The following is a 21,125-nucleotide window of genomic DNA, read 5'->3' as shown; positions in this document are numbered from 1 at the left end:
ACATGTTCGGATGGACGGGAAGGACAATAGCAGTGGACCTGGGAAGCAACTCGGTCACGGAGTCGAGGACAAAGAAAAAGGATGCTGAACAGTTCATCGGCGGGCGCGGACTTGCCTGCAGACTGATGGCCGACCTGACCGGACCCCATACAGAACCGCTGAGCCCGGAAAATCCGCTTATCCTCTGCACCGGGCCGCTTACAGGCACTACGGCGCCTATGTCAGGACACTTCACGATAACAACAAGATCACCCCTTACCGGGACAATCTTTGACTCCAATGCCGGCGGCCTGTTCGGGGCCGAGATGAAATTTGCAGGAGTGGACTGCCTGATAGTGACAGGAAAGGCCGCCGAGCCTGTATATATCCGCATAGAGGATGAGGAAGTGGAGATACTGCCTGCGGACCATCTGTGGGGAAAGAACACAGGTGAAACAGCATCAGTTCTTGGCACCAGGGGGAAGGTAGCATGTATCGGAAGAGCAGGAGAGAGGCTGGTGCCCATGGCAGGCATGGTGAGTGATGGCTATGTTGCCGGGCGCGGAGGACATGGGGCGGTGGCGGGCTCAAAGAATCTCAAGGCTGTTGTTGTGAAGGGAAGCAATAAGCCGGAGATAGCCGAACCGGAAGCTTATGGAAAGGCCGTGGAGAGGATGAACAGGCTGCTCATTGCAAATCCTCCTGTATCGAAGGGACTTGCCAATTACGGAACAGCAGTCTTTGCGGACCTGTTAAGCTATATGGGTATTCTGCCTGCAGATAATTTCAGGAACACTGGATCATCTTCGGGGCAGGGGATATCAGGTGAGTCTATTAAGGAGAACTACCGGACCGAAAAGACACCATGCTTTGCCTGCCCTGGGGGTTGCAGGAGAACATTCGAGGATGGCTTCCAGGTACCGGACTATGATTCCCTGTGGGCGCTTGGGCCAAATATCGGCGGGCACGATCCGGAAATCATTACCAAGATCAATAGCATGTGTACGGATTATGGGATGGATCCCCTGTCCTGCGGGTCTGCCATTGCGGCATACATGGAGCTGCAGGGCGCCGGACTTGGTGAGGAGGAGCTTATGGCGCTTGTCAGGGACATGGGAGAAGGGAGAAGTGAACTTGCTGCAGGCTCGTACTCGTACCTGTGCTCCATGGAAAAAGGTCGGGGAAGCATGAGCGTCAAAGGGCTTGATATTCCGGGATACGATCCCCGGAGCATGGCAGGAATGGCTCTTGCCTATGCCACATCCAACAGGGGAGGATGTCACCTGAGCGCTTTCATGGCAGCACCGGAAGTGATGGGAAAGCCCATGGTCCTCAACAGGCTCACTTTTGATGGCAAGGCAGCCCTTGTACAGTACTTCGAGAATCTTGCGGCGGTCATTGATTCTCTTGTTATCTGTCCTTTTGCTGTTCTCGCTCTAGGAGAGGGGGAGCTTGCATCCCTTCTCAACGCCGCAACCGGGAAGAACTACACTGCAGAGAGGCTGCTGCGTTGCGGGGAACGCATCTATAACTTGGAGAGAATGCTCAATGTAAGGGAGGGATTCTCACGGAAGGATGACACCCTGCCGGAGAGGTTTTTCGGGAAGGACGGTCTTGACAGGGAAGCATTCATGAACGCCCTTGATGACTACTACCATTTCAGGGGATGGGATGAAAAAGGAAGGCCAACAAGGGAAAAATTACAGGAACTGGGTCTGGGCGAACAAATTGATTTATATAGTTGAATGCGTTAGTTATGCCTGCTATAAAGTATTTCCGGTTCTTGTGGGATATATAGGTTAAATTGATATATAGAACAGGGAATTATACCCCACGAATTACGATCATAGTTTAACTTTCCAATGGAGGATCATAAATGAAAGTACAAGTTGAAGTCAAGGAACTCAAAGAAGGTAAATACGTAATTGTCGATGACGAGCCATGTGTTATCAAGAGCATATCCAAGTCCAAGCCCGGAAAGCACGGTTCTGCAAAAGCAAGGATAGATGTCATAGGACTCTTCGACAACCAGAAAAGGTCAATTGTGGGCCCTGTTTCTGACAAGGCGTACGTTCCCATAGTCGAGAGGAAGACAGCACAGGTGCTCTCCTTTGGCGGGGACATCGTCCAGCTCATGGACATGGGAGACTTCTCAACCTTCGAACTGCCGGTTCCCGAGGAGTACAGGGACAGGATAAAGGAAGGAGAAGAGATCACCTACATCACAGCCATGGGCAAGATGAGGATCGACCTTAGATAATCTCACTTAAACTAGTCACGTATGTTCCATAAGCCTGAAATGATGGATGCCCTGTCGGATTACGCATCTGCCAGATATGTGATATTCGGTGTGCCTTTCGACGGGACATCATCATACAGGTCAGGAAGCCGGTGGGCGCCGGATGCCATGAGGAAGGCATCTGCAAATTTTGAAACTTATAATGCCTATTTTGACGTAGATTACGAGGACCTGATGATACATGATGCAGGCAACCTCGAGCACTATTCCACGGTGGACCAGACACTTGAGGAACTGACCCTTGCAGTCGAACCCATTGTAGCAGACGGAAAAATCCCTATCATGCTGGGAGGAGAGCACTCGCTCACCCTGCCCTGCGTAAAAGCCTGTGCCAGGTACTCGGATGAGAAGATCGGCTTTGTGGTACTGGATGCGCATTTCGACCTGCGCGAGGAGTATGGAGGGGTCAAGTATAACCATGCCTGTGTCTCAAAGCATGTCCTCAACGAGGTCACTGACAGGTATGTGACCATCGGCGTGCGCAGCGGGCCAAAGGAAGAATGGGTGTTCGCAAGGGAGAACAACATCAGGTACTATACTCCTGACGATGTCCGCAAGAAAGGTATCAGGAAGGTCCTTGAGGAGATCATTGATTATCTTGGCTGCTCGAAGATATATCTCTCCCTGGACATGGATGCTCTCGACCCGGCATATGCACCCGGCCTAGGTACTCCCGAGCCTTTCGGCCTCAGCGATATAGAGGTCCGTGAGGTGATCCACAGGCTCGCACCCATGTGCGTGGGTTTCGATATCGTAGAAATAGCCCCGGAGTACGACAACGGCCAGAGCGCACTGCTTGGCACGAAGCTGCTGAGGGAATTCATCGCGGCCCATGCCGCAAGTGAGAGGCAGCATTAGGCTGCAACTACTCACCTCGCTCATTTTTGTGCCTATGCAGTAAAAAAGCCAGGCTGCATACATATGGCAAGTAAGCGTGTTCTTCAAGAACGGCCCTCAAAATATAATTGAAGGAACAGAGCTGTCCTTCATTCAGTGGTTATATTTACAAGTTCCAGACTTCCTGATCCACCCTCCACAGTTTCTTCCATGATCAGGCCAACATCCATGGCATAATATTTATTCTCCTCTATCCCGGGTTCAAGCGGCGTCCATTCCCTGGTAACCAGGCAGTTCTCAAATGAACCATAAGACACTGTGGCGTTCCCACTCAGACTGATCACTTCGGCCATGTCCTCGGCTTCACCCTCATAATATTCCTGCCTGTACACATCACCTGTCCGCGGGTCTGCCTGCATGATGATCCCGGGTTTCGCGCCGTCCACACCGGCCTCCCACGAACCTGCAGTACTCACGACTTCACCGCCCTCATACTCTTTCGAATCCTCACCGAAATACCATACGTTCCCGTCGGTGTCCTGGGCAAACCAGTCATATGTATCTTCCACCAGCTCACCGTCCTCCCATTCCGTTTCCCTGACGATGGTAGTGGCGACACCCATTACATCTCTTGTTTCATTGGTGACATATATTTCGACATCTATAGTTGCCCCTTCATCCTCGCCTTCATAAATAAAGGTCGTACCCGGCGTCAGTGGAAAATACGGGTTGTCTATCCTCTCAACAAAATTTGCAGGATCTATTGCAGGATGGTACTCACCTGTAGAACCTCCATCATTCGCCATTCCCCCCTCACTGGCATTACCGGTCTCGTTGGTCACTCCTCCATTCGTCGTTTCCTGAAAAGGTGCTTCTTCTGAATCTGAATTGCCCGTGCATCCTGACGCAAGGACAATAAGCACTCCCAGAAAAACCAGTGCTGTGCTCATTACTGGCTTTCGCTCCATATCCTAACCTCCCTCACTCTACCGGATAGGGTAGAAGTTATCAAACCAGTTTTTTGTTGTGGGCCATAATAACATTTCTGGTATTCTGATAAGACACCTGTGAAGAGCCAGGGCGCCCTATCCAGGAATCATCTGCATGATTGGCAGAACGCCTTTGGAAACTTCCGGAACGACAGTACAGGAGCCGGAAAATTATCTTCACCCTGTTACTCCACTCAGTTAATTATTTACATTCCCCGGACAATGATACAACCGAGATCATGAGCGAAGAAGTTGAAGTAGAAGTCGTATGCCCTTCGTGCTCACCCAAGGAAGAGGTGCCGCATGACGTACTGAAGACCGGGCAGAATATCATAGTGCGCTGCCAGGAGTGCGGTACAGTGCACCCCGCAACCATCGAGAGACCGAAGGATGTAGTCATAAAGGTAATAATCAGCAAGGGCCAGGATTCCATCAGTTGCATTAACAGGATGACAACAGAGGACACAGTGGCAGTGGACGATGAGATAATAGTCGATGACGAGGAGAACGATGAGGTATACCCGATAATCGTAACAGCCATTGACACGGCCCAGAAGAGGGTCGATTCCGCAAACGCCGCAGATATCACTACCATCTGGGGCAGGGCCATTGACGAGGTTATCGTTAAGATATCCGTGCATCAGGGCAGGCATACCGAAGCACTGCAGAAGAGGGTGCACGGAGGATATGAGTTTGTAATAGGCCACACTGACAGGGTTGGCAATGTGGACTTTGAGATAACCAAGATAAAGAAAAGGGATGGCACTTTCCTTTCAGGCAAGGGTGCAACCGTGGAGGCAAAACACGTTAAGAGGATCTTTGCTGACGAAATCAAACGTAAAGGATGGTCTGACGGCAAAACCGCATGGAGTATGCGCGGGAAAGGTCGTAGCTGGTAAATCCCTTCAAGAGGACAGGAGGACGGGAAGAAGTACCTGGAACAATCCAGAATGCTTCAGGCAGCTTTTCATACCGGAGGTTCCCGCCACAGCTCCCGGAGCTGCCTCACATCCGGCAGAATGAGGATCCTACAATTTCCTACTATTTGATATTGACACTTCATTCTGGCAGAGATAATATGCTTTCAGAAAAAATGCCACTAAAATCCACGGAGAGAGAAACAATAAAAGGGGGCTCCTGGGAATTCTGGATAGACCGTGGCGGAACTTTCACTGACATTGTCGCAAGGTCTCCTGAAGGGAGACTGCTTACCCATAAACTGCTCTCAGAGAACCCCGGACATTACCAGGATGCAGCGGTGGAGGGAATCCGCAGGATACTCGGACTGGGGCCCCAGGATCCTCTGGGAAGTGAAAATATCTCTTCCGTTAAAATGGGAACCACTGTGGGAACCAATGCCCTTCTGGAGCGCAAGGGCGAGCCTACGGCCCTGGTCATCACCGAGGGATTCAGGGACGCCCTGCGTATAGCTTACCAGAACCGCCCCGACATCTTTGCACTCGAGATCAGGCGGCCTGAACTGCTTTACAGAAGCGTTACGGAGGTGAGGGAGCGCTACACCGCCGGAGGGGAAGAACTGGTACCCCTGGATACCCGAAAGGCCCGGAAAGAGCTTGAAAAGGTATACGCAGAAGGTATCAGGTCCCTTGCCATAGTACTGATGCACGCCTACCGTTATCCTGACCATGAACTCCAGCTTAAGAGAATAGCCGAGGATATAGGGTTTACTCACATCTCACTATCCCATAAGGTAAGCCCCTTAATTAAATTCGTAAGCAGCGGAGAGACCACCGTGGTGGACGCCTATCTGTCCCCGGTTTTGAAGAGGTACATCGACAGGATCGCTGCAACACTTGAGGGGGCAGGCGGAAGGACACGCCTGCTCTTCATGCAGTCAGGAGGCGGCCTCACAGATGCCCGATATTTCAGGGGCAGAGACTGTATACTTTCCGGTCCTGCAGGAGGCATCGTGGGGGCTGTGCGGACGTCGGAAATGGCGGGGTTCAGGGACATCATCACCTTTGACATGGGAGGTACATCCACGGATGTCGCACACTACAACGGTGAATATGAAAGAAGTTTTGAGACCGAAGTGGCAGGAGTTCATCTGCGTTCCCCCATGCTTCATATACATACAGTTGCGGCCGGGGGAGGCTCCATACTTCACTTCGATTCGGGCAGGTTCCGTGTGGGCCCTGACTCCGCGGGCTCGGACCCAGGGCCTGCCTGTTATCGCAAGGGAGGGCCGCTTACTGTCACGGACTGCAACCTGATGCTCGGCAGGATACAGCCGGAGAATTTTCCCTGCCTGTTCGGCCCGGGCGCGGACCTGCCCCTTGACAGGGAGACCGTCGCTCACAAATTCAGGGAACTCGCTGAGGAGATCGGCTCATTCACCGGCGAGGATTATTCGCCTGAGAGAGTTGCAGAGGGCTTCCTCACGGTCGCTGTGGAGAATATGGCAAACGCCATCAAGAAGATATCCATCCAGCAGGGCTACGATGTCAAGAATTACACTCTCTGCTGTTTCGGAGGAGCCGGAGCACAGCATGCATGCCGGGTGGCAGACTCGCTGGGACTGAGAACGATCTTCATCCATCCCCTTGCAGGCGTACTTTCTGCATACGGCATGGGGCTTGCAGACAGGAGGATACTGAAAGAGCATGCAGTCGAACGTGTGCTTGATGAAGGACTTCTCACGCAGCTGAGCATGGAATTTTCCAGGATGGAGACAGATGGAAGGGAAGAGATGCTGGATCAGGGAGTAACGGAGGAAAAGATCACTGCACAGCATAAAGTTCATGTGAGATATATCGGAACGAACACTCCGCTGCTAATGGATCCTGCCGACATGGACAGCATCAGGGCCGCCTTTGACCGTGAGCACAGGAAACGTTTCGGATTCATCATGCAGGACAGGAAACTTGTTGTGGAAGCAATATCAGTGGAGATCATAGGCTCCGGGGAAGATATGCAGGAAAACAATATTCTCCCATCGACAGGCTCTCAGGATGAAGCCACAGACTATACTCTTATGTATACCTCCGGCCAGTTCCACAGAACACCTGTCATCAGGCGAAGCAGCCTGAAAACTAAAGCCGGGATTTGCGGGCCCGCCATTATAACGGAAGAGAACACAACAGTTGTCATCGAGCCTGGCTGGGAGACAGAGCTTACCCGGAAGAACTGCCTGATACTCACAAAAGTGCAGCATTCACCGCAAAAGCAGGAGATAGGTGCGGAAGCAGACCCTGTTATGCTGGAGATATTCAACAATCGTTTCATGTCCATTGCAGAGCAGATGGGATATACCCTCCGGAACACCGCCTATTCAGTGAACATCAAGGAAAGACTGGACTTCTCCTGTGCGGTCTTTGATAAAAAAGGCAATCTTGTGGCTAACGCACCTCACATCCCTGTCCACCTGGGTTCCATGGGCGAGAGCGTCCGGTCGGTGATAGGGCGGTTCGGAGATATGCGGCCAGGAGATGTGTTCATGGTCAATTCCCCTTACAGCGGAGGTACCCATCTTCCGGATATTACCGTGATAACACCCGTTTTTATCGAAGACAGGATAGCGTTCTATGTGGCCTCAAGGGGACATCACGCCGACATTGGAGGGATAAGCCCGGCTTCCATGCCGCCTGAAAGCAGGCACATAGGAGAGGAAGGTGCCATCACAGAAGGAAGCCGGATAGTCGAGCAGGAGCGCTTCCTTGAGGAAGAGGTGAAACAATGGCTCCTCTGCGGACCATATCCCGCACGTAATCCTTCACAGAACATCGCCGACCTGCGGGCACAGGTAGCTGCCAACGAGAAGGGTGCGGCTGAACTGAAGAAGCTTGCAGAGCACTTTTCCCTTGAAACTGTGGAAGCGTATATGAGCCATGTACAGGACAACGCAGAGGAGGCGGTGAGAAGGGTTATCACATGTCTCAGGAATGGGGAAGCTGTGCAGGCCTTTGACGACGGCAGCGTGATAAGGGTGAGGGTCAGCATTGACAGGGAAAGGAGAACTGCACACGTTGATTTTACCGGCACCTCAGCACAACATCCCGGAAACCTTAACGCACCTGTGGCAGTATGCAAGGCGGCCGTGCTCTACGTGTTCAGGACACTGGTGCAGGAGGACATACCTCTCAACGAGGGATGCCTCCGGCCGCTGGAGATCACCATACCTGAGGGATGCATGCTCAACCCCTCATATCCTGCCGCAGTGGTTGCCGGGAATGTGGAAACATCCCAGGCCATAGTGGACGCTCTCCTCCTGGCGCTGGGAGTGATGGCAGGCTCCCAGGGCACCATGAACAATTTCACCTTCGGGAACGCAGAGTTCCAGTACTACGAGACCATCTGCGGCGGCTCGGGTGCAGGAAACGGTTTTAACGGAACGGATGCGGTGCACACCCACATGACAAACTCAAGGATCACCGACCCCGAAGTGCTGGAATGGCGCTTCCCGGTGCTCCTGGAGGGATTCTCCATCAGGGAGGGAAGCGGCGGCAGAGGAAAATACACCGGCGGATGTGGTGTCATCAGGAGATTGCGCTTTCTTGAACCCATGAGGGCTGCCATCCTTTCAGGCCACAGAAGGATACCACCTTCCGGACTGCAGGGTGGAGAGGATGGAAAAGCGGGACGTAACTATATCGTTAAAAAGGATGGAGTACTTCTTGAACTGGGGGAAAAGGCCGTATGTGAGGTAAGTCCCGGAGATGTTTTTGTCATTGAGACCCCTGGAGGTGGGGGGTTCGGAGAGATAGAGATATCCGGGAAGAAACCTTAAAATAAACACTGGAACAAAATGCTAAGTATCGCTGCTTATCAACCTGCTTTGTGAATAGTGAATAAAGCAAAATCACCCAATTATATGAAACCTGATAGAAGCTTAAAGGAAGTCAGCATCAAGGGAGTATTCATGATAAGTATTCTGGGTAGTTCCGTCCCTGCTGTCATGCTTGAGGATGACGAAGGCTACCTTATGCCGATACATATAGGCAATTCCGAAGCCATTTCCATAAATTCGGTGCTGAGGAATGAGACAATGCCAAGGCCTATGACCCATGACCTGATGATAGCCATGCTGGAAAGGCTGGGCTCAAAGATCGAGAGCGTGCTCATTGACGAGAAGATAGACAATATCTACTATGCAAGGCTCAGGCTGAGCAGGGACGGCGCAGACATGGAGTTCGATGCCAGGCCGAGCGACTGTATTGCAATGGCCCTCAGGCAGAATGCACCTATATACATAAACAAGGAGCTGTTCATGAGCGATTCGATCAACAAGGACAGCTTCCTGGGCTCCGGGGCCGGTAACGCCAACAGCATAGGCTGAGCCCTGCTCACGACATATCCAGGGGGACAGGCAGTATTTGTGATAGGCATAAATACCATCAGACTATAGAAATATTAATACTATGCAACCACTTTTTTACAGCCCGTTCAAAATCGCTTTTACCATAGTCCTGACACTGTTCGTTGCCGTTGTCGTCTCCGTGCTGTTCTTCGGGCTTGCCAGCACTGCTTTTGCCAGGATAGGCTTCTCATGGAGGGATGCTTTCATCCTGCTTTTCTTCTCCCTTATCGGAAGCAATATCAATATCCCTCTCCGGACTGTCGAAGCGGAGATATCCATTGAGGAGCAGCGCCATGCAAGGATGTTTGGCATCAGTTACAGGGTGCCCTTCAGGGAGACTTTCTTGAGGAAGACCACACTTGCCATCAATGTAGGAGGAGCAGTTATCCCCGCCCTTGTATCGTTATACCTGCTGAGCCTTTTCCCCGAAGCCTTCCCATACGTTCTTTATGCAACCGCCATCGTTGCTGTTATCACAAAGATGGTAGCACGCCCCGTCAGGGGAGTCGGCATAGTCTCACCCGCATTGATACCTCCCCTTACGGCGGCGCTTGGCTCCACCCTTGTCATCTCCATGACACAAGCCGCCCACGACCTTATCTTCATTACAGCTTACGTCAGCGGCACCATGGGAACCCTCATAGGCGCCGACCTGCTGAACCTGAGGGCAATAAGCAAGATAGGAGCGCCGGTTGCCAGTATCGGCGGCGCGGGGACATTCGACGGAGTTTTCCTGGCAGGAGTCATTGCGGTGCTGCTGGTGTGAAGGATCCTCGTATAGATAAGCAATTATATCAGACAGTGTCGCCCTTGCTGTCCCTGTACCATATTAAAATGACAGCCACCAGTCCAGCCACCAGCAGCAGTATATCCTCCAGGATACCAAAGGCAAATGCAGCCGAGAATCCCACAAACGACCACAACAGAGGGATTGCAAGAAGCTTTTTTGGCACTCTCGCAGGAATCCATAGCAGAAGCCCGAAAGTGAATATGGTTGTGGGGCAGGGAGCACCAAAAGTCGGCTGATACGGGTATACGTGGCCAATGAAATATCCAAAGATCGGATAGATAATAAGGCCATACAGGATCATTGCCAACCCGGCGAGTCCGTATATGTTCTTGCTGAAGCTGAAGGAAAGTTTTCTGTCAAGCACTCCATATTTAAGGAAGAGCGCAGCCTGTACTATGAATAGGAACCCGAAGATGTAGGCCGGTTTATTAATCGAGGAGAAGAAGAGGATATAGTAAACAATACCCATCCAAGACCAGAGGAAAAACAGTATACAGGAAATCAGCCTGTCAGAATAAGCTTTTTTATTAAATACAAGATATATTGAGAGTCCTGCAAGCAAGTAGAGGAAAACCTGCGCTGGAAATATGTCTGAATTATAATCAGCGAAATTGTTCAGAAACTGATCTTCTGTAAAAGGTAAACCCATTTTATCACTGGCCTTCATATATTTGGATTGTAGCGGGACATAATAAAAACATAACAATGATCAGGTATATATTTATGACTATTTTGCCGTAAGCCTTGCAACTTACACAACAAGTATTAAATAAAGAACCAATGTCTTCTTATCCATATATGCCATCTGCCAGGCTCGCCGGCAGACAAAAACACACATCATTGGAAAGGATAGGTCATAATGCTCACTAAAAGGATCATACCATGTCTTGATGTAACGCTTGACGAGGCCGGTGGGACGGTCGTCAAGGGTATCGAGTTTGTAGGACTCAGAAAAGCAGGCGACCCTGTGGAACTTGCAAAGAGATACAACGAACAGGGCGCTGACGAGCTTGTCTTCCTGGACATCACGGCCTCCCATGAAGGGCGCTCCACCATGATAAACGTCATCGAGAGGACCGCCAACGAAGTGTTCATTCCCCTGACCGTAGGTGGCGGGATAAACTCCATCGACGACATCAGGCAGATACTCCGGGCGGGTGCAGACAAAGTGTCCATCAACACTGCAGCGGTAAAGAATCCACAGCTTATAAAGGAAGCCTCGGAAATCTTCGGAGCACAGTGCATCGTCACAGCCATCGACTGCAAGAGGAACACCAACATCGAGGACAATACCGACAAGACCATACTGGAGCTGGAGGACGGCACCAAAGCCTGGTACGAGGTCGTCATCTACGGCGGACGCAAGCCAACAGGCCTTGATGCCGTGCAGTGGGCGAAGAAGGTTGAAGAGCTGGGTTCCGGGGAAATACTCCTCACCAGCATGGACAGGGACGGCACCTACGACGGCTTTGACATACCCATCACTAGGAAGCTTTCCGAAGAACTGGAGATACCCATCATCGCATCCGGCGGTGTGGGTAATCCCGAACACATGTACAGAGGTTTCGTTGACGGAAAAGCGGATGCTGCACTGGCGGCAAGCATATTCCACTTTGGGGAGTATACAGTGAACGATGTCAAGGAACACCTGAGGAAGAAGAACATCCCAGTAAGGCTCTGATGCGGTGATAGTATGGAAATCCGAGAATTCCAGCAACTCATGTCTGACCTCTACGCACACAACGACAGGAAGCGCGGACCCACGGCAACCATGCTCTGGCTGGTGGAGGAGGTCGGCGAACTTGCAGAGGCCGTGCGCAGGGATGACAGGGAGAATCTGCGGGAGGAGCTTGCGGACTGTTTTGCCTGGGTGGGCGCACTGGCAAATCTCTATGGTATCGACCTTGAGGAAGTATTCCTTGAGAAATACCCGGGCAAGTGCCCGACCTGCGGGCAAAAGCCCTGTATCTGCACAGATTGACCGCTTCTGAAATATCAGATGTGAAAGATAAGCATGATGAGAGAGCTGCCTGAATGGTACTATGACGAATTCATCCAGGTCGGTACTGATTACACGGATAAGGAGGAGATCCTGCACTACGACCAGAAGATGCAGAAGATCCGGAACATTGGCAGTGAAGCCGAAACAATGCTCCGGCTCATCGGCCTTCAGCAGGAGGACAGGGTACTGGAGATAGGATGCGGAACCGGAGAGTTCTCCATTGAGCTCTCAAGGCATTGCAAGCAGGTTGTTGCTTTGGATGTCTCCGAGGGGATGCTTGAATTTGCCAGGGAAAAGGCAAAGTCGAAAAACAGGAACAATATCCACTTCACCAAAGGAAGTTTTCTCACACTCGAACCAGATGACGGGCCGTTCGATGCGGTGGTAACCCAGCTGGCACTGCACCACCTGCCTGATTTCTGGAAGCTCATTGCACTGCAGCATGTCGGTTCAATGCTAAGGACAGGTGGCAGGTTCTTCCTGAAGGATGTGGTCTTTTCATCAGAGATCCATGATTTTGACCCCTTTATCTCAAAACTGCTGCAGAGCATCCCGGAACAAGTAAAGGATGAAATGACCAGGGAATATATCCTTCACATAAAGGAGGAGTTCTCAACCTTTGACTGGGTGATCGAAGGGCTCATAAAAAAGGCCGGCTTCAGGATAGAAGAGGCGTTCTATGAGAACGGGTTCCTCGCAACATACCTGTGCATAAAATAAAGATAAGGATCACTGTATGTGATTGAAGTCATTCTCACATTTTTAGGGGACGTTTCTCATACTGAGATTACATATCAGGCTCACAGTGAATATACAGAATACTCTCCTTCCCGTATTTTGACCGTAAGCGGTTCTCCACTTCATTGCATATGTTATGGGCTTCAATCAGACTGAGGTTCTTATCCACCTGTATATGCACATCGGTGGCAATGTTGGTGCCTATCTTTCTTGTCTTGAGCTTGTGGAAGTCCCTGACGCCTTCCGTTGAGATAATAGTGTTCACTATGTCTTCAACAACCTCTGCATCAAGAGCAGCTTCCGCAAGTTCGTTAATGTTCTTATAAGAGATATCAAATGCCACCTTGAATATGACAAAACTCAGTATGACCGCTGCAAGAGGGTCGAGGACAACCCATTTACCCCCCAGGATTATCGCACCCCCAATGCCTACCATTGTCCCCACTGATGATAATGCATCTGATCGGTGGTGCCACGCATTTGCTATCATAGCGTCACTTTTAATCGCATTGGCAGCCTTCAAAGTATATCTGTATAGCCCTTCCTTTACTAAGATCGAAGCAACTGCTGCAGCCAAAGCTATCATTCCAGGCTGTTCCAGGTTTTCGCCATGTAATACCAGAAGGATCTTGGAAAGACCGTTGACAAGGATCTCCAGTCCTATGAAAACAAGGGCAATACCAACAAAAGCCGCACATAGGGTTTCTATTTTACCGTGGCCATACTGGTGGTTGTCGTCCGCAGGCTTCCCCGCAGCCCTGAGTCCCACGATTACCACCATATCGGTAACAAAGTCAGAGAAGGAATGAACAGCATCTGCGATCATCGCCGAACTGTTACCAAAGATACCGGCGATAAATTTGAATATGGTCAGGACAACGTTCAATATCAGCCCGTTAAAGGTCACCTTTACTGCAGTATCGCTTCTGTCAGTTTCATGGGTCATATTGAACGCTCCTTCTAGTAAATAGTAGGCGATAAGACAATATTTAAGCTTTTCTACGCATTATAGGCCCCATAATGTCTTAAAAGCGCCTTAAATAGTTTCTTTTACCTTTAATTGATATATGCTCAAACACATTTTTTGTTATCCTAACATGTGACGGTCATATGTTAGGAAGAAAAACAAACTGTTGACACGGTGGGCTTATACCATCTGCAAATGTGAATTTACTTCAATGCGTTCCAACCAAATGGCGGCAAGGCAGTTTCTGGTCGGGTATACGAAGTAGTGGCGTAGACCATTATTAGATTACATCTTTTTCCCAATATAAAATACATATCCATAATACTGTTTGTATTTTGAATACAATTCTGCCTCACGCCTCATAAATGCAATCATATCCTCAACGGTTTTGTTTCCCGCATGCTTTTTCAAGAATTCTTCCTGCCTTGCTTTCTGCGGAATAAAATAATAATCGGTCCAGCAATTTTCAGGCAATATAAATGCGGCAACAGGAATATAGCCTGTTTTTTGCATGATGGAAATATTATACCCTATTGTGCCAATCTCAGGAACTGCGTCCAACCACCACTTCTCAATTTCAGCGGGGCGCTCATCGGTAAACCATGACTCGTATGTTACGGCAATATAACCATCTTTTTTGAGGAAGCCTTTCCAGTAATTCAAGCCTTTTTCAAAACCTATATTGGCAATAGCCCCCTCAGACCATATAAGATCAAATTCTTCATTCTGAAACGGCAAACTATCCATTGAACCGACAATACCTTTTACCCTGTCCTGCAAACCAAGTTTTCCGGCTGTTGCGTTAAGTTTATCGATCGATCCGGCGTAAAGGTCGAGGGCGGTGATGGTTGCTTCTGTATTTTGTGCCAGGACCGTTGTTTGAAAGCCTGTGCCGCAGCCTAAATCGGCAATTTTTGTTTTGTTTGAAAGATTCCCGATAAAAGCTAATGCCCTGATGGTTTCTTCGGCGCTGCCGGGTCCCTGCCGCTCAAGCTCTGTGAAAAATTCATTGATGAGGGCAAAATCGAGTTCGTCGATTGTTATTTCTTCCATTGTCATACTCCTTATCTTCTAATTATACCTTTGGCTTTACTCCTTTTGTTCCCGTGGGGCGGAGTTTTTTTCTATAAATCGCTCAATGTGCGCTGATAATAGCCTAGCGGCCTCTTTCTTGTCAGGCATTGTATCTGAGATGCCTAACAACAAATAAAACGGTGCATAAAACTCAAGCGCAAGCTGTTTTGGATTGCTTTTGCTCCAAATACCTTGCTCCATCATTTCACGGAATAGGTCTTCCATATAGCTGACCGGCCCGCTTACAAGGCATTTTTGATACAGTTCCATTATTTCCGGGTTTCTGTATTGCTCCAAAGTCAACATTTTTCGGAAATTACTGGTAAATTCGTCCTCCGTCAAAAAATGAAACTGCGCTTCCATGAAGACCTTGATGTTATCCACAGCAGTATTGCGGTATGCGGATGGGGATTTATCAAATGTCTCCTCCGGCACTTCATACTTGTTCGCTCTTTCGACATCCATCTGATACATACGCTCGACAATGTTGTCGAATATATCCCGCTTACTCTTATAGTGCTTATATAAAGCCCCTTTTGTAATTCCAAGCTCACCGGCAATATCGCTGACCGAAGCAGCCTCATATCCATCCCGCGCAAACAAACGAAGCGCAGTATGTAAAATGTTTTCTTTTGTGTCGGCCATCTAGAAGTCCTCTCCATGCAGTAAACTATCGTTCACCTTATTATAGTTAACGACCGTTTACTTGCTGGCGAATTCCACAAAAGCGGCACTTCAAATTAAACTAAAATTTTGCTGCCCCGTTAATAGGCAAGCCATAAAAGACTGCTTGCTGGGGCCAGCCCCAGACCCTGCCACTTCGAACTTATTTTTTGCCCATATTCCGGGCTATTTTGCAGTTTTCCTAATACACTTGGCACACATGAGAAACTTCACAAACTGGTTACCGGTTTATCTTTTATAGGACCGCCTTACATATTCGTAATCATATCTCATGGGGGTTATTTATGAACGAGTTGAAACCGGGAGAAGTGATCAGTGATTTTACGCTGTATGACCAGAACCTAAATGAAGTGCATCTGCACGACCTGAAGGGTAAGAAGATACTGCTCGCCTTTCATCCGCTGGCCTGGACCAGGGGATGCGCAAAGCACATGCAGTTACTTGAGGATAATTTCGAAAGATTCCAGGCAGCAAATGCATTGGCCTTTGGCATTAGCATTGATTCCGTGCATTCCAAGAAGGCCTGGGCCAGGGAGCTGGGGATAGAGAACACACTTTTCCTTGCGGATTTCTGGCCTCACGGGCAGGTGGCCAGGATGTACGGGATGTTCGATGAGGACAGGGGAGTGTCTCAGCGGGCCAGCATTGTCGTTGGCGAAGACATGAAGATAAGGTTCGTGAAGGTCTATGAGACCCGTTCGCTGCCGGATATTGAAGAGATATTTGATGCCCTTCGGGACTGAAATAAATTTGTCATATGCACATTAACTTAATTAGATGCGCTGCAGAAATAATTAACAATGTTTAAATAGTATCCCTTCTTCTGTAGATTGGAGGAACATCCATGAAAAAAAGGGATAGAGAAATACGTCTTATTCTTATTCTATTTATCACCGCATCCGTTGCTGCTTCCAGCGGATGCCTCAAGGATTTTGAAGAGAGCAGTAATTACGGGATAACGGATATCGAGATATCTGCCAACAGTATAAAAAGCTCCTATGCCGAACTGAACGTAACGGCTTACATAGACAACAGAGGAGGGGACAGCAAAGAGAACACGACCCTGCTTCTTAAAGCTTTCAGCGAGCAGACAGGACTGCTTGAACTGAGCCGGGAAACGCAGGTCGGCGTTATTCAGAAAGGCAGCACAAAAGCTGTGAGCCAGTCCCTCGTGCTTCCGAAGGACGGCAGTTACAGGCTGGTGCTGGTCCTGTATGAGGGCGGACAGAAGAAAGCCGATTCAAGGATCACTATCCGTAATCTCTCCGGCATGCCCACAGACCTGCAGGATGTTGGTATCCAGATCAGCAGCATGGACTTCATGGTGAAGAACGTCACAGCCGGGAAAGTCATCATTGAGAATGATATCTACCTGAAGAACGAGGGGACAAGGACCACTAACGATTACAGGGTACTTGTCAAGGCAAGGGAGATAGATGCCCGGCTCATTGCAGATAAGGAGTGGACGTCCACCGGCAGGATAGAGCCTGAAGCAACGGCCATCAGGGCAGTCAGCCTCACAGTCCCTGACGGTTACAACTACGTGGTGGAGGTCAGCGTATGGAACGGGGATACCCTGGTAAAAACAGGAGAGGACTATGTGCAGCTGAACCCCCAGAAAGTGATCAGCAAGAAGCAGACGGTTCAGACGAAAACTATCCAGACAAGCGATTTTGTGATTGAGGATGCGTATGAGGACGAGATGCCGGTGAATGAAATTCCAGCAGAGGAAGAAAGCCCCGGATTCGGATCTGTTATGGCAATCGTGGCTATCTTATCCGCACTGATAATTATAAGGAGGGGAAAGCATGAGTGAAGAAAACATGACAGACAGCGGGGATAACAGTGTCTTTGGCACACCTGCTGCTAACGAGAAGAACAGGAACAAAGCATATACTGCGAAAACCATAAACGAAGAGAAGAAGAAAACCACACCTGAGGAATACTTCAGATGGAGTGTTTTCGGCATAGCAATGTTGCTGCTGTTCATGGCAGCTTTCCAGTTGTACTTCTCCATGCAGGAAGTGATACGTACCTGGTTCGAATGGCAATATGTCTCCCTGTTCAAATCGGTTTACAACCTTGTGATAATAGTGCTCTGCATCTACATTATAAGGCTCTATGTTTTCAGGAAACAGGCTTAAGGCCTGTTATCTTTTTCCTGTTCTTCTCCATCTTCATTTTTATATAGCTTTCATGAGTATACTGCAAGACCCATGACGATACTCAAACCCGAACTTCTTGCCCCTGCCGGGAATATGGCATCTCTCACTGCAGCAGTTGAGAACGGCGCTGATGCTGTTTACCTGGGAGTGAAGGATTTCAGTGCAAGGGCGTATGCAGGCAATTTCACCATGGAGGAATTCAGAGAGGCTCTCGATTATGCCCACCTGCGGGGAGTTAAGATTTACGTCACCCTTAATACCCTCATAAAGGATACTGAGACAGAGACGGCTGTAAAGCTGATGCAGACCCTGGACGAGCTAGGTGCGGATGCCATTATCATCCAGGATATCGGGCTCCTGTCACTTGCAAGGGAATTCGTGCCCGAAATGCCGGTCCACGCCAGCACCCAGATGACCATCCATAACACTGAAGGAGTGCGCTTCCTGCAGGATATGGGAGTGAGCCGGGTGGTGCTCGCAAGAGAGATGTCGCTGGACGAGATCAGGACCCTAAGGCAGGAAACAGGCATGGAGATAGAGACTTTTATCCATGGTGCCCTGTGCATCTGCTATTCCGGCCAGTGCCTGATGAGCAGCGTGATAGGAGGCCGGAGCGGTAACCGGGGGCATTGCGCCCAGCCCTGCAGGAAAAAATACAGTCTCATGGAAGGCACCAAGAGGCTCGACACCCGGGGAAGCTTCCTCCTGAGCCCCAAAGACCTTAACATATCCGCGATACTCCCTGAACTCATGGAAGCAGGCATCTCTTCCTTCAAAATAGAGGGCCGCATGAAGCGCCCTGAGTATGTTGCAGGCGTAGTGAGGATATACCGCCGCCTGATAGACAGGTACGCAGAGAATCCGGAGGGATACTTCGTGTCCGATGAGGAGGACACACAGCTTGCTCAGCTCTTCAACAGGGAGTTCACTGCAGGATATTTCAAAGGCAATCCCGCAGGCAAGCTCATGAGCAGGGAAAGGCCTTATAACAGGGGAGTGCCGGCAGGCAAGGTCATCGGATACGACCGAAAAGCGAGGACTCTTAATCTTGAACTTCAAGGGATCCTGCGAATCAGCGACGGCATTGGCTTTGAAGAAGAAGAGGATTCCGGTACTGTTGTACAGGCCATGTACAGCGGAGGAAAGCCTGTAAGGGAAGCAGCTAAAGGCTCTTTCGTTTCAATACCCTTCGATATTCCCCTGAGGACGGGCACGAGGATATACAGGACATTTGACAGCTCATTTATGAAAGAGCTGCAGAGCTCATTTGAAACCACCGGCATGCGCAGGAAAGTGCCTGTATACATGAAGGCAGAGGCATCCGTGGGTGAGCCCTTCATTGTGACACTCAGGGATGGGGATGGCAATACTGCCATTGCCAGATCTGATTACATCATCGAGAACGCCTTAAATAAATCAACCTGCAGGGAGGACATACACAAACAGATGGACAGGCTAGGCAACACCGTATTTGAGGCGAGGCGCATTGATATAGATATGGGAGAAGACGGCCTTTTCATACCTATCCGGGAAATGAACGAGGCCAGGAACAAGGCCGCTGCCGGGCTGGAAAGACTCAGGACGGAAGGCCGCAGAAGGAAAAGCCATCCTGCATATGTCCCAATAACAGAAGCATCCGCTGCACCAGCCGCGGGAAAAACACTCCTTGCGGTCAGCTTCAGTACGATGGAAAGCCTCGGGCAGGCCATATCAGGAGGTGCAGACATCCTCTACTATGACCCGGAGCTATCTGTCACTAACATAGAAATCAGCCCCCAGGACATTGTTGCGCGTGCGAGAGACGCGCATGTACCGGTTTATTTCCATACGCCACTTATTGTAAAGGATACGGAGATGCGCGATCTTGAACATGCTATGGCTGCTGCCAATGAAGCAGGATTTGAAGGGGTCATCGCTGCAAATATGGGTGTCCTGCGGATGGCGTTAGCGCGGAGGATCAGAACCGTTGCGGACAGCTCCCTTAATATATTCAACAGGCAGGCTGCCTCAGTTCTCAGTGAGAGGGGAGCTGAAATGCTTGTACTTTCCCCGGAGATGAACTTCGAGCAGATAAAGGAGGTGAGTCGCGGCACAGCCACTGAGTGCATAGTCCATGGCAGGCTGAAGGTCATGGAATCCGAGCACTGCCTGGTTGCCGCCCTGGCAGGATCAGACGCGCTACCTGCTTCAGATAATGGCAGGAACGTGTTCTCACTCAGGGACGAGAGGGGATTTTCTTTCCCGGTCACCACCAACAGTAAAGGAAGAACGAGTGTCTTCAACTCAAAGGAGCTATGCCTGCTGGAAGATATACCCAAGCTCGTTGATGCAGGTGTTTCCAGATTGAGGGTCGATGTAAGAATGACAGGGGTTGAGGCCACAGGGCAGCTTGTGAAAGCATACAGGGATGCCATTGATTCATATTACTATAAACGCCGGGCAGGATGCCGGAATTGCCGGGACTTCGGGACGGACTTTACCAGAGGACATTACCACAGAGGAGTATTATGAAGATATTCCTTTCAGTCTCGATACGCGGCGGCAGAGGACTGCTGGGGACATATCTGCACATGCTGGAACTGTTGCAGCACCACGGGCACGAAGTGCTGAGTTTCCATGTTGCTGATCCCCGGCTCGATGAAAAGGAATCACTGATGAGCGAGCGAGAGATATATGATCGCGATATGGGATTTCTCACAGTGAGCGAACGCGTGATAGCAGAGGTCAGCACGCCATCTACTGGTGTGGGCTATGAGATCTGCCGGGCTCTGCAGCTTGGTCTTCCCGTGCTCTGTCTCCATTCCCCGCATTCCATGGTTTCTGCAATGATACTGGGAAACAGGAATGAAAGGCTCGCAGTAAGGCAGTACTCCTCTTTAGGGGAACTTGAAAGCGCCATCCTGGACTTCCTGGCTCACCTTTGTGCCTGATCCCTGGTGCGGAAACCAGGGAAAAAGAGTTATTTTATCTATGTGGATTGATACTTCATGTAGTACCTTTAAACTGTTTTTAAGCAATAATCATAAGCTGAATCCTTGAAAAAGGCTAAAAAAGGTAGTTTTATATACATAGTGTGTATATTATCCTTTAGATTGATTAACTGGCGCTAATTAGCCATGGAATCAATTCTTGAAGTCTGATAACAGCTCTATAGGGTTAATGCAGTATTGACTGCTGTAAGAAACCAGTATGGCTTGTTTGAATTCTTTAAAACAAATGAGGGTATCTCTCCATGGGAGGTGAGATATAATGGCACCAAAGGATCAGAAGAAGGATGACAAGAA

General features: G+C 49.7%; 20 protein-coding genes. 15 read left to right on the top strand and 5 right to left on the bottom strand.

Translation table 11 applies throughout. The features are described 5' to 3' along the window. Positions 1-2: 2 nt before the first annotated feature. The 3 genes from PV02_RS00375 to speB all read left to right on the top strand — a co-directional run bounded on the left by PV02_RS00375 (position 3) and on the right by speB (position 3,136). A complete protein-coding gene (locus tag PV02_RS00375) occupies positions 3-1,724 on the top strand; it encodes an aldehyde ferredoxin oxidoreductase family protein (protein ID WP_256621322.1) in 1,722 nt (573 codons plus the stop codon). Between the two features lie 131 nt (positions 1,725-1,855). Continuing rightward, positions 1,856-2,239, top strand: coding sequence for a translation initiation factor IF-5A (locus tag PV02_RS00370; protein WP_256621321.1), 384 nt, complete (start codon positions 1,856-1,858; stop codon positions 2,237-2,239). Between the two features lie 21 nt (positions 2,240-2,260). Continuing rightward, a complete protein-coding gene (gene speB / locus PV02_RS00365) occupies positions 2,261-3,136 on the top strand; it encodes an agmatinase (protein WP_256621320.1) in 876 nt (291 codons plus the stop codon). 128 nt (positions 3,137-3,264) lie between these two features. On the opposite strand, the gene PV02_RS00360 is transcribed toward speB, so the two are convergent. Further along, positions 3,265-4,083 carry a hypothetical protein gene (locus tag PV02_RS00360; RefSeq protein ID WP_256621319.1) on the bottom strand — a complete coding sequence of 273 codons (819 nt, stop codon included), beginning with the start codon at positions 4,081-4,083 and terminating at the stop codon, positions 3,265-3,267. 260 nt (positions 4,084-4,343) lie between these two features. Here PV02_RS00360 and PV02_RS00355 point away from each other — a divergent pair, with 260 nt between their 5' ends. From PV02_RS00355 to PV02_RS00340, 4 genes are all read left to right on the top strand, one after another. Next, positions 4,344-5,003, top strand: coding sequence for an HVO_0476 family zinc finger protein (locus PV02_RS00355; RefSeq protein WP_256621318.1), 660 nt, complete (start codon positions 4,344-4,346; stop codon positions 5,001-5,003). A gap of 179 nt (positions 5,004-5,182) precedes the next feature. Beyond that, positions 5,183-8,851, top strand: a complete 3,669-nt coding sequence (locus PV02_RS00350; protein WP_256621316.1) for a hydantoinase B/oxoprolinase family protein — start codon at positions 5,183-5,185, stop codon at positions 8,849-8,851. 132 nt (positions 8,852-8,983) lie between these two features. Continuing rightward, complete coding sequence (locus PV02_RS00345; RefSeq protein ID WP_256621315.1) at positions 8,984-9,400, top strand: bifunctional nuclease family protein; 417 nt, start codon at positions 8,984-8,986, stop codon at positions 9,398-9,400. An 82-nt stretch (positions 9,401-9,482) separates the two neighbouring features. Next, the gene (locus PV02_RS00340) at positions 9,483-10,187 is read left to right on the top strand and encodes a DUF1614 domain-containing protein (RefSeq protein ID WP_256621313.1); all 705 of its coding nucleotides are present in this window, start codon (positions 9,483-9,485) and stop codon (positions 10,185-10,187) included. A 28-nt stretch (positions 10,188-10,215) separates the two neighbouring features. Here PV02_RS00340 and PV02_RS00335 read toward each other — a convergent pair whose 3' ends face one another. Further along, positions 10,216-10,860: a DUF6064 family protein gene (locus PV02_RS00335; protein WP_256621440.1), complete on the bottom strand. Its 645-nt coding sequence runs from the start codon at positions 10,858-10,860 to the stop codon at positions 10,216-10,218. 210 nt (positions 10,861-11,070) lie between these two features. Between PV02_RS00335 and hisF the strand changes: the two genes are divergently transcribed. Genes hisF through PV02_RS00320 form a run of 3 tightly spaced genes read left to right on the top strand, consistent with a single transcriptional unit; the run spans position 11,071 to position 12,933 of the window. After that, positions 11,071-11,892, top strand: coding sequence for an imidazole glycerol phosphate synthase subunit HisF (hisF, locus tag PV02_RS00330; protein WP_256621311.1), 822 nt, complete (start codon positions 11,071-11,073; stop codon positions 11,890-11,892). A gap of 12 nt (positions 11,893-11,904) precedes the next feature. Next, a complete protein-coding gene (locus PV02_RS00325) occupies positions 11,905-12,192 on the top strand; it encodes a MazG nucleotide pyrophosphohydrolase domain-containing protein (RefSeq protein ID WP_256621310.1) in 288 nt (95 codons plus the stop codon). A 33-nt stretch (positions 12,193-12,225) separates the two neighbouring features. Next, a complete protein-coding gene (locus PV02_RS00320; RefSeq protein WP_256621309.1) occupies positions 12,226-12,933 on the top strand; it encodes a class I SAM-dependent methyltransferase in 708 nt (235 codons plus the stop codon). Between the two features lie 67 nt (positions 12,934-13,000). Here PV02_RS00320 and PV02_RS00315 read toward each other — a convergent pair whose 3' ends face one another. From PV02_RS00315 to PV02_RS00305, 3 genes are all read right to left on the bottom strand, one after another. Further along, positions 13,001-13,897 carry a cation diffusion facilitator family transporter gene (locus PV02_RS00315; protein WP_256621308.1) on the bottom strand — a complete coding sequence of 299 codons (897 nt, stop codon included), beginning with the start codon at positions 13,895-13,897 and terminating at the stop codon, positions 13,001-13,003. Positions 13,898-14,203: 306 nt separating this feature from the next. Then, positions 14,204-14,971, bottom strand: a complete 768-nt coding sequence (locus PV02_RS00310) for a class I SAM-dependent methyltransferase (RefSeq protein WP_256621307.1) — start codon at positions 14,969-14,971, stop codon at positions 14,204-14,206. Between the two features lie 36 nt (positions 14,972-15,007). Then, entirely contained in the window at positions 15,008-15,637 is a 630-nt protein-coding gene (locus PV02_RS00305; RefSeq protein ID WP_256621305.1) for a TetR/AcrR family transcriptional regulator, read from the bottom strand. A gap of 323 nt (positions 15,638-15,960) precedes the next feature. Here PV02_RS00305 and PV02_RS00300 point away from each other — a divergent pair, with 323 nt between their 5' ends. The 5 genes from PV02_RS00300 to PV02_RS00280 all read left to right on the top strand — a co-directional run bounded on the left by PV02_RS00300 (position 15,961) and on the right by PV02_RS00280 (position 20,771). Then, a complete protein-coding gene (locus tag PV02_RS00300) occupies positions 15,961-16,419 on the top strand; it encodes a redoxin domain-containing protein (protein WP_256621304.1) in 459 nt (152 codons plus the stop codon). A gap of 101 nt (positions 16,420-16,520) precedes the next feature. Then, complete coding sequence (locus PV02_RS00295; RefSeq protein WP_256621302.1) at positions 16,521-17,492, top strand: DUF7490 domain-containing protein; 972 nt, start codon at positions 16,521-16,523, stop codon at positions 17,490-17,492. Next, a complete protein-coding gene (locus PV02_RS00290; protein ID WP_256621300.1) occupies positions 17,485-17,820 on the top strand; it encodes a DUF8060 family membrane protein in 336 nt (111 codons plus the stop codon). Before PV02_RS00295 ends, PV02_RS00290 begins: the two co-directional genes overlap by 8 nt. Before the next feature lie 72 nt (positions 17,821-17,892). Next, positions 17,893-20,352, top strand: a complete 2,460-nt coding sequence (locus PV02_RS00285) for a U32 family peptidase (RefSeq protein WP_256621298.1) — start codon at positions 17,893-17,895, stop codon at positions 20,350-20,352. Continuing rightward, the gene (locus PV02_RS00280; protein ID WP_256621297.1) at positions 20,349-20,771 is read left to right on the top strand and encodes a TIR domain-containing protein; all 423 of its coding nucleotides are present in this window, start codon (positions 20,349-20,351) and stop codon (positions 20,769-20,771) included. Before PV02_RS00285 ends, PV02_RS00280 begins: the two co-directional genes overlap by 4 nt. The last annotated feature ends 354 nt before the right edge of the window (positions 20,772-21,125 follow it).

The organism is Methanolobus chelungpuianus (genome assembly GCF_024500045.1).
In the GTDB taxonomy this organism is placed as follows: domain Archaea; phylum Halobacteriota; class Methanosarcinia; order Methanosarcinales; family Methanosarcinaceae; genus Methanolobus; species Methanolobus chelungpuianus.
The sequence above is the reverse complement of the archived record's forward strand: the minus strand, read 5'-3'. Positions and strand labels throughout refer to the sequence as shown.

Bases quoted from the DNA above. Each gene is read 5' to 3' on its own strand.
- PV02_RS00290 (WP_256621300.1), top strand. From the start codon at position 17,485: ATGAGTGAAGAAAACATGACAGACAGCGGGGATAACAGTGTCTTTGGC.
- speB (WP_256621320.1), top strand. From the start codon at position 2,261: ATGTTCCATAAGCCTGAAATGATGGATGCCCTGTCGGATTACGCATCT.
- PV02_RS00320 (WP_256621309.1), top strand. From the start codon at position 12,226: ATGATGAGAGAGCTGCCTGAATGGTACTATGACGAATTCATCCAGGTC.
- PV02_RS00375 (WP_256621322.1), top strand. From the start codon at position 3: ATGTTCGGATGGACGGGAAGGACAATAGCAGTGGACCTGGGAAGCAAC.
- PV02_RS00310 (WP_256621307.1), bottom strand. From the start codon at position 14,971: ATGGAAGAAATAACAATCGACGAACTCGATTTTGCCCTCATCAATGAA.
- PV02_RS00300 (WP_256621304.1), top strand. From the start codon at position 15,961: ATGAACGAGTTGAAACCGGGAGAAGTGATCAGTGATTTTACGCTGTAT.
- PV02_RS00295 (WP_256621302.1), top strand. From the start codon at position 16,521: ATGAAAAAAAGGGATAGAGAAATACGTCTTATTCTTATTCTATTTATC.
- PV02_RS00325 (WP_256621310.1), top strand. From the start codon at position 11,905: ATGGAAATCCGAGAATTCCAGCAACTCATGTCTGACCTCTACGCACAC.
- PV02_RS00280 (WP_256621297.1), top strand. From the start codon at position 20,349: ATGAAGATATTCCTTTCAGTCTCGATACGCGGCGGCAGAGGACTGCTG.
- PV02_RS00350 (WP_256621316.1), top strand. From the start codon at position 5,183: ATGCTTTCAGAAAAAATGCCACTAAAATCCACGGAGAGAGAAACAATA.
- PV02_RS00345 (WP_256621315.1), top strand. From the start codon at position 8,984: ATGATAAGTATTCTGGGTAGTTCCGTCCCTGCTGTCATGCTTGAGGAT.
- PV02_RS00355 (WP_256621318.1), top strand. From the start codon at position 4,344: ATGAGCGAAGAAGTTGAAGTAGAAGTCGTATGCCCTTCGTGCTCACCC.
- PV02_RS00360 (WP_256621319.1), bottom strand. From the start codon at position 4,083: ATGGAGCGAAAGCCAGTAATGAGCACAGCACTGGTTTTTCTGGGAGTG.
- PV02_RS00370 (WP_256621321.1), top strand. From the start codon at position 1,856: ATGAAAGTACAAGTTGAAGTCAAGGAACTCAAAGAAGGTAAATACGTA.
- hisF (WP_256621311.1), top strand. From the start codon at position 11,071: ATGCTCACTAAAAGGATCATACCATGTCTTGATGTAACGCTTGACGAG.
- PV02_RS00335 (WP_256621440.1), bottom strand. From the start codon at position 10,860: ATGGGTTTACCTTTTACAGAAGATCAGTTTCTGAACAATTTCGCTGAT.
- PV02_RS00285 (WP_256621298.1), top strand. From the start codon at position 17,893: ATGACGATACTCAAACCCGAACTTCTTGCCCCTGCCGGGAATATGGCA.
- PV02_RS00305 (WP_256621305.1), bottom strand. From the start codon at position 15,637: ATGGCCGACACAAAAGAAAACATTTTACATACTGCGCTTCGTTTGTTT.
- PV02_RS00340 (WP_256621313.1), top strand. From the start codon at position 9,483: ATGCAACCACTTTTTTACAGCCCGTTCAAAATCGCTTTTACCATAGTC.
- PV02_RS00315 (WP_256621308.1), bottom strand. From the start codon at position 13,897: ATGACCCATGAAACTGACAGAAGCGATACTGCAGTAAAGGTGACCTTT.